Genomic DNA, 16,061 nt, shown 5'->3' on the forward strand with positions numbered 1-16,061 from the left:
TGGTTTTGTTCCATCAATGCCATGTGTCCACCTGGTTTTAGGGTGACTCTTTGAGAATAAGGCAATTCTGCTTTCATGCGATCGCTCGCCACAGGTTTAGTTGCTATATCTGAAGCCCCACACATTACCAATACAGGTACATTAATAGTTGCAAGTGTTTCTGTTTCGTCGAACTTCAACATTCCCAGCGTGCCACGAGCCAGAACACCAGGCGAACCCAATGCTGATAATAGACCTGCAAAACTTAGTTGACCGCGTGTTTCAGTACCCGTAAATCCAGATAGTTCGACGGTGATATACAGCGAACCATTTAAATACGAGAGCCAAGTCATCAACCAAAAAACCGGCCACAGCACGATAGTCAGGTACAACACAGGTTCGAGTAACGGTTTCTGCAATTTCCGTGCCAGATTGCTAAATATGCAAGTTTTTACCGGATTAGTGTAAGTAGTATCTACAAGAATTAAGCCAGCTACCCGACTTCCTAACTGTTCTGGAAACAGGCGACAGAATGTTAAGTTAATCATCCCACCCATGCTGTGTCCCACCAAGATAACAGGTTTATCCCCTGCTATGGCAATTACAGCTTCCAAGTCACGGGCATATTTTTCTATAGAGTGATCATTGTTTTTTGGTTTAGAGGATTTTCCTAACCCTGGTAGATCCCAAACAATTACTCGGAAGCGATCGCTCAATTGTCGCTTGGCATAATACCATATAGTACTGTTTGGCCCCCAACCATGTGACAAAATAATTGGTTGACCATCTTCAGGGCCAAAAAACTCTACTTGCAACACGCTTCCATCTGGACGTGGCAAGCGCTGCACGGTTTTGCTACGCATAAACTTGGGTTCCTCATTTCCAGGACGCCGCAGCAGTGGCAAACTGATAAAACGGCCGCCAAAAGTCCACAAAACCATTACTAGTCCAGCTACTAAGTAGGACGTTCCTACAAGTTCTCGTTCGTACCACTCATAGAGAATGTAGATTCCCCCGCCAAGTACCCCAATTGACAGCACTTGAACCAGCCATATAAGTAGAAAATTATGAGGCATGAATATCATGAGTCTAAACCTTGTGAGACCTTGTTAACTGCTTTTAGCTTCATACCATAGGTAGAATTATCCAACTTTCACTCCCAAGAATGATTTATCCAGTTTTGTATGATCATGACTTTTTAAGAGTAAGGTATTTCTGCTTTCATGCGATCGGTTTTGTCACTATATCTGAAGCCCCACACATTAGCAATACAGGAACATTAATAGTTGTTGAACCTTAACATTGCTAGTGTGGGAACAACAGCTTTCAAGTCACGAGCATATTTTTCTATAGAGTGATCATTGTTTTTCGGTTTAGAGGGTTTTCCTAACCCTGGGAAATCCCAAACAATTACTCAAAAGTGATCACCTACGGTGGGGCGTAGCCCATCGCTTAATTGTCGTTTGGCATAATCCCATAGTGTACTGTTTGCTTCCCAATTGTCTGACATGATAATAATAACTTGCTCATATCTTGACACCTGCAATTAAGTTCACCATTAATCAGTAGATATATACTCCTTGCGCTAGGGGTAATTATTAAGATTAATAGTTATCTTAATAATGAAGCCAATTGAACGTATAAAGCATTATGAATGACAACAAGCAACCTTTGAATCAAAGTGATGCCAATCATCTTTTTAGTGAGGAAAAAATTGTTAAAAGTGAGAAAAAATTGCCTTTAAATCAAGTTGGAGAAAATTCTGAATCTCAGCCAGAAGAAACATCAGATTCATCAGGTTCAGGCATTAGTGCCAGAATAGCTGGAGCCGCAATTGGTGGCGTACTAGGCGCTCGCTCTGGAGGCATTATCGGTGCTGTCGCAGGCTCAGTTGCTGGTGCCATCATTGGTAAGGGAACTGCTGATACAGTTAACCGCGCTGTAGATAATTTAGGGGATGCAGCTAACTCTGTAGCAGAGGGTGTTAAGCATTCTATAGAAGACATAGGCACAGCAGCCAAAGAAACGATTGAAGAAGTCAAGCCATCTATCAAAGGGACAGCAGAAGCTGTCAAGCAAACAGTTGAAGAGTCCAAGCCTTCTATTAAAGGGATAGCTGAATCAGTTAATGAGACGGTTAAAGAGGCTAAACCTTCTGTAGTAGAAGCAGTTAAGAACGTATCCGAAGAAGTCAAACCTACGATTAGAGACGTAAAACAGTCAGTTCAGCATACAATTGAAGGTGTTCAACCTTCTGTAGAAAGGGCTGCTAACTCTATTCAAAGTGCTGCTGATGAAATTAAGCCTTCTGCCAAAGCTGTAGCTAAGGAAATTGAAGGTGCTACTAAGGATGTTCGCTCAACTGTCAAAGGAACCGCCAAGGCAGTCGAACCATCTATAAAAAGTGCTGCCGAATCCCTCAAATCATCGGCTCAGAATGCGACTGAATCCCTCAAATCTTCAGCCAAGAGTGCAAGTGATTCAGTTAAATCATCGGCTCAGAATGTTAGTGAATCTGCCAAAGATTCAGCCCATGATATTAAATTATCTGCTCAAAATGCGGCAGAATCTGCCAAGAAGGAAATTAAGGATAACGATACCCGTATATCCAGCAACCCAATGCCAGAAGTCGTTATCATCAACAAAGACGGAATTATTGAAGATAAGACTAGATAAAAACTAGCCTTTAAGCAAAGTTCCAGGCAGGGTGGATTTAATAAAAGGTTCACCTTTTGTCTAAAAGGAGTGAATTAGCGATCGCACTATAATTAGGAAACTCCAAAAATTAAATCATCCCAAATTTCCCGTTATTAAGGTGCGTCAGTACAAATAATTTCTTGGTATTTCCAGATTTTATCTGACTGAAGCACCCTAAATATTGGATATTTTTTAATTTGGAAGTCCCTTAGCTACAAACAGGACTCCTATTTGATTTTTAGGAAGCTAGGTACAACTCGAAAGGGATTCTTCCCTACTCTTCATGTACATAAGTAAATTCAAAAATTAAAGCGGATTGCTATACCATAATTACAGTTATGAAACTTTCACCCCCAGGAATGATTTATACGTTGTTACAAGTATGATACAAAGTTGAGATTAATTACTAGTAAGTAACAGCTGTTGCGAAGGGGTGTAATTTTGAATACGCTAGAGTTCTTATCTTATCTTCGCAGCTTAGATATTCAAATTTTTATTGATGGTCAAAAGTTTCGTTGTAACGCGCCTGAAGGAACTCTTACAGTAGAACTGCGTGCAAAAATTCAAGAGCATAAAGCAGAAATTATTGAATTTTTAAAAGCAAGTAATCGTACTAATAACCACAGCTCTAGACCTCTCGTACCTATTTCGCGGTCTGAAAATCTTCCCCTCTCCTTTGCTCAACAACGACTGTGGTTTCTTGATCAATTAATCCCTAATAATCCTTTCTATAATATTCCAGTAGCATTACATTTAACAGGTTCGCTAAATAAAGCTGCGCTAGAGCAAACTTTTAACGAAATTGTGCGACGACACGAAGCTTTACGCACCACTTTTGTCATCCAGTCAGGGCAACCAGTTCAGGTAATTAATCCGACCCTAACAATACCTTTACCAATAATAGATTTACGGCAACTGCCACAAGCCCAACGAGAAATAGAAGCACGACAATTTACTAATCAAGAAGCTCAACGTCCTTTCAATTTATCAACTGATTCGTTGCTGCAAGTAAAACTGCTGTGGTTGGATGAGACACAATACATCCTGCTACTGAATATGCACCATATTGTCTCCGATGGTTGGTCTATTGGAGTGTTGATTCAAGAGATAGCAGCACTCTACACAGCCTTTACTAGCAATCAGCCTTCTCATCTGCCGAAACTTACAATCCAATATGCAGACTTTGCATACTGGCAACGTCAATGGTTGCAAGGGGAAGTATTAGAAAAACAACTCGATTACTGGCAGAAGCAATTAAACGACATTTCTATATTAAATCTGCCAACCGACAGACCAAGGCTAGCTATTCAAACTTATCAGGGTGCAAGGCAACCTCTGCAATTATCAAAAAGTTTGAGCGAAGCACTTTTAGCTCTCGGACAGCAAGAAGGGGTAACTTTATTTATAACCCTACTAGCAGCATTTCAAGTTTTACTTTACCGCTACACACAACAAGAAGATATTGCGATCGGTTCACCTATTGCCAATCGCAACCGTAGTGAAATTGAGGGATTAATTGGTTTTTTTGTCAATAGCTTAGTACTGCGTACCGATTTATCAGGAAACCCAACTTTTCGAGAATTATTGAGTCGGGTCAAAGACGTAGCTTTAGGGGCTTATGCTCATCAAGATTTGCCTTTTGAAAAACTCGTAGAGGAACTGCATCCAGAGCGTAATTTGAATCAAAATCCGCTATTTCAAGTGGTATTTGCGCTACAAAATGCGCCTATGTCATCATTAGAGCTAACTGGTTTAAGTTTAAGTCCGCTACCATTTGATACGGAAACAACACGCTTTGATTTAGAGTTCCACCTGTGGGAGCCAAATACTCAAAATGGTTTATGGGTAGACAACTCAGAAGGAATTAGTGGGTTTGTAATTTACAGTACTGATTTATTTGATGACGCTACTATCACCAGAATGTTAGGACATTTCCAAACATTACTGGAAGGTATAGTTGCCAATCCAGAACAACGAATTGCACAATCATCACTTTTAAGTCAATCTGAGCAACATAATTTATTAGTTCAATGGAATAATACTCAGTTAGATTATCCTCAAGATAAATGTATACATCAGCTATTTGAGAAGGTTGCAGAACAGAATCCTGATGCGATCGCACTAGTACTTGGCGATATTAAACTCAGCTATAAAGAGTTAAATATACGTAGTAACCAAGTTGCACATTATCTAAAAAAATTAGGGGTTAAAACCGAAGTTTTAGTAGGGCTTTGTGTAGAACGCTCTTTTGATATGGTAATTGGAATGTTGGGCATTCTGAAAGCAGGTGGAGCTTATGTGCCCCTAGATCCAAGCTATCCATCTGAACGTTTAAACTTTATGCTTGAAGATGCTAAAGTCTCATTTTTATTAACTCATGAGCGATGGCTTGAACGTTTAAAAAATAGTAATTCAAATATAATCTGTTTAGATAAAAATTGCAGAAATATTGCTCAACAAATTGCAGATAATCTCCCTAGTGAAGTTGCAGCAAATAACCTTGCTTATGTTATTTATACCTCTGGCTCAACAGGAAAACCTAAAGGCGTACAAATTGAACATAGAGGATTATTGAATCTGGTTTTTTGGCATCAAAAAGCCTTTGCAGTTTCACCCATTGACCGAGCAACGCAGATAGCTGGGGTTGCATTTGATGCTTCCAGTTGGGAAATTTGGCCTTACCTTAGTGCTGGAGCAAGTATCTATATTGTAGATGATGAAATCAGGCGATCGCCTGAATATCTCCGAGATTGGTTAATATCGCAAAAAATCACAATTTCCTTCTTACCAACACCCATAGCAGAAAAGTTTCTATTATTAGATTTTTCTGAAGATGCCGCTTTACGAATATTGCTTACAGGTGGAGATAAACTAAATCAATATCCTTTAGCTTCCCACTCCTTCCAAGTATATAATAATTATGGGCCAACTGAGAACACAGTTGTTACAACTTCTGGTCATATTTCTGCTAAGAATAAAGGTAATTTAGCACCTGTAATTGGTAGTGCGATCGCCAACACCCAAGTTTACATATTAGATAAACATTTACAACCTGTACCCATTGGTGTTTCAGGAGAATTATATATAAGTGGTGATGGATTAGCACGAGGTTATTTAAACCGTCCTGATTTAACTGCTGAATGCTTTATTTCTCATAGTTTTACTAATAAGTTAAAAGCACGACTTTATAAAACTGGTGATTTAGTCCGCTATCGAGTAGATGGCAACATTGAATTTTTAGGTCGGGTTGACGAGCAAGTAAAAATTCGTGGCTACCGGATTGAGTTGGGCGAAATTGAAGCAGTGCTGAGTCAGCATCCAGCAGTACAGCAAACTGTAGTAATAATTCATGAGCATGACGAGGAAAAGCGCCTAGTAGCTTATCTAGTAGCTAAAGCTGAATACAGGAGTGAGCAAGAGAATGTTGAATTAATGCAGTTGCAGAATGAGCAGGTTTTGCAATGGCAGATGCTCTATGACGAAACTTATAATCAGCCTGCTGCTGATCCAGATCCAACATCCAATTTTATCGGCTGGAAAAGTAGTTACACAAATCAGCCTATTCCAATAGAGCAAATGAATGAGTGGGTAAATAACCAAGTAGCGCAAATTTTAACTTTGCAACCCAAGCGAGTGTTAGAAATTGGTTGTGGAACAGGTTTAATTCTGTTCAGAATTGCACCTCACTGCACTAAGTATTGGGGAACAGATTTTTCCCCAGTTTCACTTAATTACATTCAGCAGCAGTTAGAAAAGCAAGAAATACCGCAGGTAACGCTGTATCGGCAAATGGCTACTGACTTCGAGAAAGTAGAAACAGCAGCTTTTGATGCAGTAATTCTGAACTCAGTTATACAATATTTTCCTACTATTGATTATCTGATTCGTGTATTAGAAGGTGCTGTGAGGGCAACTGCTCCAGGTGGCTTTATTTTCATAGGAGATGTGCGTAGTTTGCCACTTTTGGAAGCTTTCCATGCATCAGTGCAACTCTATCAAGCTGAACCTTTTCTTACTCGCTCTGAGTTAGAGCAACGGGTTCAAAGGCAAATTTTTCAAGAGACAGAGTTGGTGATTGACCCAGCTTTTTTTAATGCAATAAAGCAATGCTTTCCGCAGATTAGCAATGTACAAATTCAACTGCTGCGGGGATGCGAACTCAATGAATTAACTCAATTTCGTTACAATGTGATTCTACATATTGATCATGGAACTATTAATAATATTAAAAATGATTTAGAGATCGACTGGTCTGAAGAGAACTTAACAGTGTCAGCAGTGCGTCAGTTATTAATTGAAACTCAACCAGAAATATTATGTATTAATAATGTACCTAATGCGCGGGTGATGGCAGCAGTTAAAATAGCAGAATGGTTATCAGATGTAGAAGGTTTTAAAACTGTAGGTCAAATGCGTAAAGCTTTGCAAAAGCTCGAAAATATAGGAGTAGAACCAGAAGATTTTTATATAGTAGATATAAATTACAAAGTTGATATTACCTGGTCACATTCAAGTATTGAAGGACGCTATGATGTGGTTTTTGTACGGCAAAATAGAATAGATAAGAGAGCTATTTTTCCACATAGCACAATTCACTATCATTCCTGGCAATCTTACGCCAATAATCCCTTACAAGCCAAAGCTGCGCGTAAATTAGTGCCACAATTGCAGACTTACACAGCACAAAAACTGCCTAAGTACATGATTCCATCAGCTTTCGTAATATTAGAGTCTTTACCTTTAACAGGTAATGGTAAAGTCAATCGCCGCGCCTTAAGAGGATTTTATTATGATGCAAAGCCCCAATTATCTGAAAATTACATTGCACCCCGGACTCTAGTGGAACAAGTGTTGATGAAAATTTTTGCTGAGGTTTTGGGACTTAAGGGTGTAGGAATTTATGACAATTTTTTTGAATTAGGCGGTCATTCATTATTAGCAACTCAGCTTGTCTCTAGAGTGCGCGATGCCTTGCGTGTAGAGTTACCTTTGCGTAGCATATTTGAAGGACCGACAATTGCACAAATATCTAAGATAGTGGAAGGCTTTAAAGAAAGCAATCCTCAAGATCAAGCGCCAGTTTTAGTACCATTATCACGTGAAAGTCGGCGCATTAAGTTATCTTCTTTAAACGAAGATACCAAGAGGACTTAGGGAGTTGTAAAGAAAATAAGATACTAAAAATCTATCCCACTAGTAATATTAGAATTAGGCGTTGCATAAATGTGGGATGAATTACTCAAATACAGGTATTTCGCTATACTTCAAATAATGAAGTAATAATCTAATTGAGTATTTAAGCATATTTACTGATTTGGAATAGCACAATGTTTTTCGATGTAGCCGTGCTAAGTAATGACGCAAGCGAGTATTTTCACCTTCTACCCGAGTCATATATGTTTTGCTCACGATATGGTCTCTTGGCTTAATAAAACTGGGGTAAACTTTCCACCCATCTGTTACATAGAAATAACATTGCTAATAGAAAACAATGTCCCAAAGGGGTTTAAATGTTTCTGCACTATGATCACCCAGTACCTAGCCCTTTCAAGGTGTTGTGTGATGGGCTGATTTGTAGTTTGGTAAAAAGAGGTGCAAATCGGTTGGGTGGAGAAAAAAATGTTGCTAGGGCAGGTGTTTGAGCGTTTTGTAAAAGAGAGCCCAGTATCGGTGATAGTTCGTGGGCTTTTAGAGAAGGCATTAATTCAAAAACTGCATAACAATAGTCGGATTCCCAAGAAAAAACCTAGAGGAGGTAAATTAAGTTATGAGGATAAAAAGAGGAATCAAGAATTATCCAGAATTAGAGTTTTAGGTGAGCATGTAAATAGGAAGTTGAAGGTGTTTAAAATTTTGTCCCTTACTTATAGAAATCGCCGAAAAAGATTTAGTTTAAGGTTTAATCTGATTGCTGCTCTCTACAATTATGAGCTTTGTCTCCCCAAAATCAAATCTTCCTGAGCGACTTTTGCAAGAGGTCTACTGTTGATAGCCGGAATGTACCGTAAACGTTGGAAGCTCGAAACCTTGTTTCAAGTCCTGACAGAAAATCTCTGCTGCGAGATTAATACCCTAGGCTATCCAAAAGCTGCTTTGTTTAGGAATGAGGATTAAATAAGATCCAAAAATCGGTCATGCAATAATAGGCTGAATCTATCCACTGAATTCTTCGATTCTATGACTCCGTATTCATCCAAGATTGAGCAGCAAATGCAACGACTATATTCGTCCAAAAGCTAGAAGGATCGTCGTCGCTATGCCGCGATAGAATCCATCAAACTGGGATGGGGAGGAATGAGTTATATCAGTAACCTGTTTGGTTGCGATTATTATACGCTTCGGCTAGGAATGGAGGAGTTAGACGATAAAGCGGCTATGAGTATGAGTGGAATTCGCCGTCAGGGTGGCGGACGCAAATCAGCACTCTCGAGCATCGAAGGTTTAGAAACAGTATTTTTACAAGTGTTGGCACAGCACACAGCAGGTTCACCGATGGATGAAACGCTAAAATGGACTAACCTGACGCGCATTGAAATTGCCGGGTTATTACATGACCAAGGGATAGAAGTGAGTGTAACGGTTGTGGATCAACTGCTAGAACGGCATAACTACCGCAGACGCAAAGCTCAAAAGCGTTTAAGCACCGGAGCGCATCAAGAGCGCAATGAACAGTTTGAAAATATTGAAGAGTTGATTGAAACCTATCAAGCCGCAGGCAATCCTGTGATCAGCATGGATACAAAAAAAAAGAACTGATTGGGGGATTATATCGAGCAGGGAAGTTGTATACCCAAGCCGAAATAGAAGTGTTTGACCATGATTGGCCCACCTTAGCTGAGGGTGTAGTGATTCCGCATGGGTTGTATGACTTGTTCCTCAACGAGGGCTACATCCAGATTGGAACTAGTCATGACACGGGTGAGTTTGCCTGTGATTCACTGCGCTATTGGTGGCAACATTATGGCTCAAAGCGCTATCAGACCGCTAATTCTATCCTATTGCTGTGCGACGGGGGTGGCAGCAACAATTCTCGCCATTACCTGTTTAAACAAGATTTACAAGCCTTGGTCAATCAGCTTGGGATTGAGAAACGGAAAAGCTCATTATCCTCCGTACACCTCAAAATACAACCCCATTGAACATCGGTTGTTTCCTCATGTGACTCGTTCTTGTCAAGGGGTAATTTTTGAGAGTGTTGAGATAGTCGAGGAGTTAATCGCAAAAACTAAGACCAAGACAGGGCTTCAGGTGTTTACAACAATTTTAGATGGCGTATACAAGACTGGTCGCAAAGTTACAGAGGAGTTTAAGCAGATGATGGAGATTGTATTTGACGATTATTTGCCGCAATGGAATTATACAGCCGTACCGCAGATCCAGTAATTATGGATCTTATTTAATCCTCATTCCTTACCTTCCGCATCGCTCTAGTCGCCTATAACGTTTTGTCTACCGTTCAGGCAGCCCTCAGAAGCGTTCATGGAACCGAGAAGATAGAAGCCGAAATTTCCAGCTACTATTTAGCCGATGAAATCAAGGGTACTTACAGAGGGATGATGATTGTGATTCCCCCTGTTGAGTGGTGTGTTCTTCAGAACATGACCTTCAGAGAATTATCACAAATTCTCAAACATCTGGCAGTCCTTGTCAAACTGAGAGCTTTTCGCCGTCATCCGCGAGATCCTAAGAAAGCTCAACCAAAACGAACTTATCTCAAGAACAAGCCCCATGTCTCAACTGCTAAGATTCTAAACCAAAAAAAGCTGCAAAATAACACACCTTGAAAGGGCTAATTTTATCAACTAAAGTACAATACCTCTGCCAAATTACGAGGGTTCAACGCCCGTAGAAACGGGATGAATGCGTCCTAAAGAAGTAAGCTTGGCAAAAATCTGGTTTAATAAAATAGGCTCAGGGATTTCTGGAAGCATTTTTAACATTTCACGAAAATATGTAAAACCACGGTAGTAAGCCTTAAGATCGATAATGCCGGAGTCGGGATTGAGTTGACGAAAATCTAATAGTTGATGATGAGATAAGTTGACCATAAATAATGCACTCGTTAGCAGCATTAGTCACGGCAGTTTGGCTGAAATTCAGAAAATCTTCTAATCCCGAAAACTGTTTGGCATCTCGAAAGTTACAGCAATTTGAAAGCGCAATTTCTCGGATTCGATTATCTTTTCAGATGACAAATACAGGTTACTAGAAAATAGAATTACATGACTATATTTTGGCGAAGGTATTGGTATATATCTCCATTCACCTTTTACCTTAAACTATTAGACAACATTTCCATAAACAAGTTTAGGCTGCATCAATCAATTCCAAAGAAGGAACCAAAATTCGTCCGTTGTAACCTGCTTGGTTGTATTGTTCAAGGACATGAGTTGCAATACCTTTGCTCTCACCTGATCTAACCAAAGCTACACTTGCTCCCCCAAAGCCTGCACCCGTGAGTCTTGCACCAAACACCCCTTCTGTTTTCTGCAAAATCTCTACCAACCTATCTAGGGCTGGTACTGAAACTTCGTAATCATCTCGCAAGCTGGCGTGGGAAGCGTTCATCAATTCGCCAAAGCGCTCAGATGTTACTCCCTGCAATACTTCCAAGACGCGGTTATTTTCTGTAACTACATGACGGGCACGACGCTGTAGTGGTTCGGGTAATGTTTTTGTTAGATTAACATCAATAATATCTCGCAATGCTTTCACTCCAAGCGATCGCGCCGCCTCTTCACACTCAGCCCGACGCTGGTTATAACCGCTACCTGCAAGTGTGCGGGGTACACCGCTATCAATAACCAAAATATCTGCTTTCTCAGGCAAAGGCATTACCCGACGTTCTAAAGTCCGAGTATCTAAAAACAAGATATGTTCAGTGTCAGCCAAGCTAGAAGCCATCTGATCCATGATGCCGCATTGTACGCCAGCATATTGAATTTCTGCTTGCTGGGCGAATTGGGCGATTTGAACATCATCAATGGGAAGGTTCAGAAGTTGGCGTAATGCCCGGAGGGTTGCCACTTCCAAAGCGGCGCTGCTAGACAAACCCGAACCCATAGGAACCGATGAATTAACGTACACACAAAGCGATGGGATTGTGTATCCTGCTTTTTGCAAAAGCTCAATACAGCCAAAAATATAACTGGCAAATCCAGACGGCTGATGATTAATATCTGAAATGCTCACTTGCTCGTTTAAATTTTCCGAGTAAAAGTGATGCTGGCTATCGCTACTAAAACCTAGCTGTACCGTCGTACTTTGAGGAATCGCAGTTGGAAGAACGAAGCCGTCATTATAGTCGGTATGTTCGCCTAGTAAATTTACTCTTCCTGGCGCACTCGCTTTAGTTTCAGGTGGTTTACCGAATACTTGTTGAAAATCCATAATTTTTAATTATACAAAGGTACAGGGCGCAATCTTCCTTCTACCTCAACATTAGGAAAATTTGGATCAAAAGTCAGATTTTCCAACTTTCCATCTTTGAGAATCACAAAAGTATCTTCAATTTTTGCCCCAGTTAAACTAGGGTTCCAAGCGACAGCAATACCTTCTGCCAAAGTATCAGTAGTGCTTGGATTTGCTACGATTTCTCGCGCTAAATATCCGGTGGTTCCTCCCTGGTGATGTTCCCGGATGGCATTGGGGAATCCATGCTGTTCATAAGCTCCAGCTAGTGCGTGATAAACTGCATCAAGAGTGGTTCCAGGTTGGCACAAATTTAAAACTACTGCTTCTATTTGGCGCACATGGGAATGCAATTCGGCCTGTTCGTCTGAAAGCTTACCAAAACAAACAAATCGAGTCAGATTTGCATACAAACCGTAACCTCTAGCGCAAAACACTAGCATCGCTTGCCGTCCAATTTGTTCTGCTGTGGCTGTAGCATGACGGTATAGCGGTAAACGCCTATCACCCGCTACCAATGTCAGCGCTGGATGCAAGCCTTTCGCCCATAACGCCTCTGCACCCGCGCCCGCTAACTGATATTCTGTCCAAGTTGGCTTGGCGGCTTTGAGTACTTCTGTCATTGCAAGGCTCGCTTTTTCCCCTACTTGGCGATATCGCTCTAATTCACTTGACATCATTACCCGTTTGTGAGATTGCAGAGATGGGGGTAACGGCTGTTCTAAATTGGAGATGGGGCGATCGCTAATTGTTTTTCCGCCACCAGTTGCATCACGAACAAAAGACTCACGGGTAGCACCATCAGCCCAAGGGTTGACATGAACTTTAAAATTAGCAGGTAGTTCTTCATCCTTAAGACGCTGCGCTTCAATTTCATCCGTCAATACCCAAGCATCTTCAGTAGTTACTAATACTTCTGCTACGCCAGTTTCAGCAGTAAGCAGCACGGTGTTAGAAGCGCCAGCTGTCGCCCAGGCAAACCAGTCTGTACCGCGCAAGCGCACGGCTTGCACTTCGGTTTCACGCAAGATTTGCCTGATTAACTCTAGTTTTTTAGAGACTTCTTCGTTCATAGGAAAAACACTGATAGATACAGATGATTATCAAACTTATCTACGTCTGTCTGCGTCTGTCTAAGGTTGGTATTCGAAATTGTACAATTAATCTATGTCTAATTTTCTAACCAGTTTTATAATTGGAAGTTAGGAATATTAGTAAAATTTTTGATGTTACTAGTCACAAGAATATCATTGCGAGGACGAGCAACAGAAGCAATTAACGCATCTAATTCTCCAGTTGGTAAACCAACTTTTTCGAGTTCGCTTTGAATATTGCCAAATTCAATAGCTGCTTCTAAGTCAAATGGTTCTATGGGTAGTAGCTCAGTAACTGCTGCAAACTTTCTAGGTTATTGGAAACCTGTTGAGAATAGTAAACGCCTTTATAAAGTTCCGCAACTATAATTGTTGATAGATAACATTGGCTAGAGTAGTGATTAAGTTTTTTCACTGCTTGGAGGTTTTCTTTGAGAAGTGCAATGCAAATGTTAGTGTCTAACAGATACATTAACCGTTATCCTGATTATCAATTCAGTCTATGCTTCTACCTTTAAAAGTATGATGTTGTTGGTCAATTTCTACAAATATTTCTGTTAAATTGGTTTATTTTTTCCACACCCCAAATAATTTATTTAATTTGGCTAATCTCTCTTGTTGTGTTAAATTTATTTTGGGTTCGGATATTTGCTTTTCCAGAAATTCTAAGTCTATAATTATTTCTGTTCCATCAGGTATATTATTTAGTTGCTCTAATATTTCTATATTTTGACCACGTTTTATGCCTCTGATTTTCATATTATTTTATCCTTTATATTTTTGTAAACTTGAGCTTACTACCTTGTTACATGTTGTCAACAAAATCAATCTTTCTGTGGCATAGTTTTACAAAATATTAAGCTAATTTTAATGAAAAATTTGCTGACTTTGCAGGTTGGGAACTGTATTTAAGACTACAAGTTCATTTAATAATAATATCTTCCAAAAGTTAGATGGAAATGGTAGTCATTAATTAGTTTATTACTTTTATGGAAATGAATTGCATCATACGCCTAAGGATGTAAGTCCAAGAATTAAGCCTGTTTTACCTTCAATACCATCAGCTTTTGCTATTTAGATTAGATTAACCTCCAATTTAAGGCTGAAAGGGTGCTGATTCAATTACAAAAAGTTGTCGGTTCATTAGAACTAGCAACTTGGATTAGCGTTTAAGGAGATGTAATTAGGGATTGCTGAAAAAGTATGAAAAAGCAATTTTAAGGGTTGACTAGTTATTCAAGCAAAATAAAAGATAAGCTTTTGTTGTTTTTAACTAACAAAATAATAACTTTCACTTATAGGGAAATGCAAAAAAGGTGCAGTTTTCAAAAATAGACATAAAAAAGCATAAAACACCCGCGACAGGTGAGTAGAAAGATTCATCACTAAAAAAGTAATAGCAATTGCAGTTTCAGAGGTATGGGAAAGTTTCGCCATCACTCGATTGAGGCTAAACCAACTTGCAAGCTTGCCCAAATTTTCCTTCAATACAATTACGAATTCTCTCAGATTCTAAATCTTGTTTCTTTTTTTCTTTACTAAGATTAGCAGGTGGTCTTCCCAAAGGAGGTCCACTCATGATAATACCTATTTCTTTGCACCAAGCTCTATTCTCTCTTGTGCGATAAATTTTATCTACATGAACCGATTCTGGATAATAGCCAGTATAATTTTTATATGCAACTAAAAAGTGATTTTAAGTCTCCTGATTCATTAAAATTATCCCAACTAATATGGTCTAAAAATACATATCCATCAAAATAACTAGCTGATAATTTTGCCCCAAACTCCACGGCTTTCCCAGCTTTTCCACGGACAATTGGACGGATATGTGGTTGGCTTAAACTAACGATTCGGTCATCAATACTCTGTTTTTTATTTTCATACAACCATAGTTGTTGACGATAAACTTCTACAACTACAAGCAACATTTTATATTGTCTAGTACTTAGTTTTTCTAGAGTTGCTCCTGATCTGATTAGCTGGTTAATATGAGATAAGTTTCTTTTGATATATTGAAGCTGCTTTTTAATCGCTTTTTTCCTATCTTTTTGGGATACACGACGTTTTTTAGCGACTTCTAAGTAGTCTTTTCTCGCTATTTCCCGATAACTCCTTGGTTTTTTCTCTAATGTACCTTTTATCTGTTCATAAAGAAGGTCTATTATTCGTTCTGTCTGTTTTCTTACTTGGTTCAATAGCTCGAAATCTGTTGGATAGCTGATGTCTGCTGGCGCACAAGTCGCATCTAATATTAATTTTCCCCGATTTTTTGGCGTGTTATCTTCTTTTTCTAAATATAGCTGTTTTTTTTTGAGTTGATTCAGTTGATTCAGTTGCTAAAGTCGAAGATGTTGTCTCTAGCATCCTCTTAACAGTTTCTTGATTTACTTTGTTTACTAAGTCTGCACTAATCCTTTCACGAAAATGGACTAGCATAGATGCATCAAATGGAGCTTCATTAATATAAGATGACATCCCTATAAAGTACTGGAGATAAGGGTTTTCCTTGATTTGTTCTACTGTCTCTCTATCACTTATTCCACGTTTAATTCTTTGATTATTAATGCCCCTAATGCCATCCGAAATGACTTTGCTGGCGCTCCCATTTCTACAGAGAACCCGGATGAATATTCCTCTTCAAATTCTGCCCAGGGTATTAAATTCGCCAGAATAATCCAACGATTATCTGATGACAACTTGCTTGAAAACGGAAATTCAAAGTTCTCTGGTGAGATTGGATTTTGCCCCTGTTTTCGGTACATAGTTACAAACCGCACACTTCTGTACTGCTGGTCGCAGTTATGCAAGGATTTTGAGCTATTTTACCCTCAAGTCTTGCACCTGAATATACTTCTTTGGTCAGATAATCTATATCCT

At 39.4% G+C, this 16,061-nt stretch carries 8 protein-coding genes and 6 pseudogenes; 6 read left to right on the forward strand and 8 right to left on the reverse strand.

Annotation, left to right across the window (positions count from 1 at the left end; genetic code table 11):
- On the reverse strand, positions 1 to 1,064 hold a 1,064-nt coding region (locus VE944_RS33660; RefSeq protein ID WP_324988045.1), incomplete at its 3' end, for an alpha/beta fold hydrolase.
- A gap of 565 nt (positions 1,065 to 1,629) precedes the next feature.
- On the opposite strand from VE944_RS33660, the gene VE944_RS33665 reads away from it, so the two are divergent.
- Positions 1,630 to 2,655: a hypothetical protein gene (locus tag VE944_RS33665; RefSeq protein WP_324988047.1), complete on the forward strand. Its 1,026-nt coding sequence runs from the start codon at positions 1,630 to 1,632 to the stop codon at positions 2,653 to 2,655.
- Positions 2,656 to 3,117: 462 nt separating this feature from the next.
- Positions 3,118 to 7,830, forward strand: coding sequence for a non-ribosomal peptide synthetase (locus tag VE944_RS33670; protein ID WP_324988049.1), 4,713 nt, complete (start codon positions 3,118 to 3,120; stop codon positions 7,828 to 7,830).
- Positions 7,831 to 7,911: 81 nt separating this feature from the next.
- Here VE944_RS33670 and VE944_RS33675 read toward each other — a convergent pair.
- A pseudogene (locus VE944_RS33675) lies at positions 7,912 to 8,214 on the reverse strand (IS1 family transposase); the annotation flags it as partial.
- Positions 8,215 to 8,295: 81 nt separating this feature from the next.
- On the opposite strand from VE944_RS33675, the gene VE944_RS33680 reads away from it, so the two are divergent.
- From VE944_RS33680 to VE944_RS33695, 4 genes and pseudogenes are all read left to right on the forward strand, one after another.
- Positions 8,296 to 8,637, forward strand: a complete 342-nt coding sequence (locus VE944_RS33680; RefSeq protein WP_324988064.1) for a transposase family protein — start codon at positions 8,296 to 8,298, stop codon at positions 8,635 to 8,637.
- A 531-nt stretch (positions 8,638 to 9,168) separates the two neighbouring features.
- Positions 9,169 to 9,815, forward strand: a pseudogene (locus VE944_RS34285) (ISAzo13 family transposase).
- On the forward strand, positions 9,760 to 10,059 hold the full coding sequence (locus tag VE944_RS34290) for an ISAzo13-like element transposase-related protein (protein WP_414690189.1): 300 nt from the start codon (positions 9,760 to 9,762) through the stop codon (positions 10,057 to 10,059). The pseudogene VE944_RS34285 and the gene VE944_RS34290 overlap by 56 nt, the downstream one beginning before the upstream one ends.
- 62 nt (positions 10,060 to 10,121) lie before the next feature.
- Positions 10,122 to 10,460: a hypothetical protein gene (locus tag VE944_RS33695; protein WP_324988055.1), complete on the forward strand. Its 339-nt coding sequence runs from the start codon at positions 10,122 to 10,124 to the stop codon at positions 10,458 to 10,460.
- Between the two features lie 42 nt (positions 10,461 to 10,502).
- Here the strand turns inward: VE944_RS33695 and VE944_RS33700 are convergent.
- The 6 genes and pseudogenes from VE944_RS33700 to VE944_RS33725 form a co-directional block, all read right to left on the reverse strand.
- Positions 10,503 to 10,904, reverse strand: a pseudogene (locus VE944_RS33700) (IS4 family transposase); the annotation flags it as partial.
- A 79-nt stretch (positions 10,905 to 10,983) separates the two neighbouring features.
- The gene (gene galK / locus VE944_RS33705) at positions 10,984 to 12,066 is read right to left on the reverse strand and encodes a galactokinase (RefSeq protein WP_324988058.1); all 1,083 of its coding nucleotides are present in this window, start codon (positions 12,064 to 12,066) and stop codon (positions 10,984 to 10,986) included.
- A gap of 5 nt (positions 12,067 to 12,071) precedes the next feature.
- The gene (locus tag VE944_RS33710; RefSeq protein WP_324988061.1) at positions 12,072 to 13,160 is read right to left on the reverse strand and encodes a M24 family metallopeptidase; all 1,089 of its coding nucleotides are present in this window, start codon (positions 13,158 to 13,160) and stop codon (positions 12,072 to 12,074) included.
- A 116-nt stretch (positions 13,161 to 13,276) separates the two neighbouring features.
- Positions 13,277 to 13,653 (reverse strand): annotated as a pseudogene (locus VE944_RS33715) (type II toxin-antitoxin system VapC family toxin).
- Between the two features lie 23 nt (positions 13,654 to 13,676).
- Positions 13,677 to 13,940, reverse strand: a pseudogene (locus VE944_RS33720) (hypothetical protein).
- A gap of 510 nt (positions 13,941 to 14,450) precedes the next feature.
- Positions 14,451 to 15,946, reverse strand: a pseudogene (locus VE944_RS33725) (IS5 family transposase).
- Between the last annotated feature and the right edge of the window lie 115 nt (positions 15,947 to 16,061).

The sequence above is a fragment of the Nostoc sp. genome (assembly GCF_035638895.1).
Classification (GTDB): domain Bacteria; phylum Cyanobacteriota; class Cyanobacteriia; order Cyanobacteriales; family Nostocaceae; genus Nostoc.

Excerpts from the sequence above, each read along its gene's own strand:
- VE944_RS33710 (WP_324988061.1), bottom strand. The coding sequence starts at position 13,160 with ATGAACGAAGAAGTCTCTAAAAAACTAGAGTTAATCAGGCAAATCTTG.
- VE944_RS33665 (WP_324988047.1), top strand. The coding sequence starts at position 1,630 with ATGAATGACAACAAGCAACCTTTGAATCAAAGTGATGCCAATCATCTT.
- VE944_RS33680 (WP_324988064.1), top strand. The coding sequence starts at position 8,296 with ATGTTGCTAGGGCAGGTGTTTGAGCGTTTTGTAAAAGAGAGCCCAGTA.
- galK (WP_324988058.1), bottom strand. The coding sequence starts at position 12,066 with ATGGATTTTCAACAAGTATTCGGTAAACCACCTGAAACTAAAGCGAGT.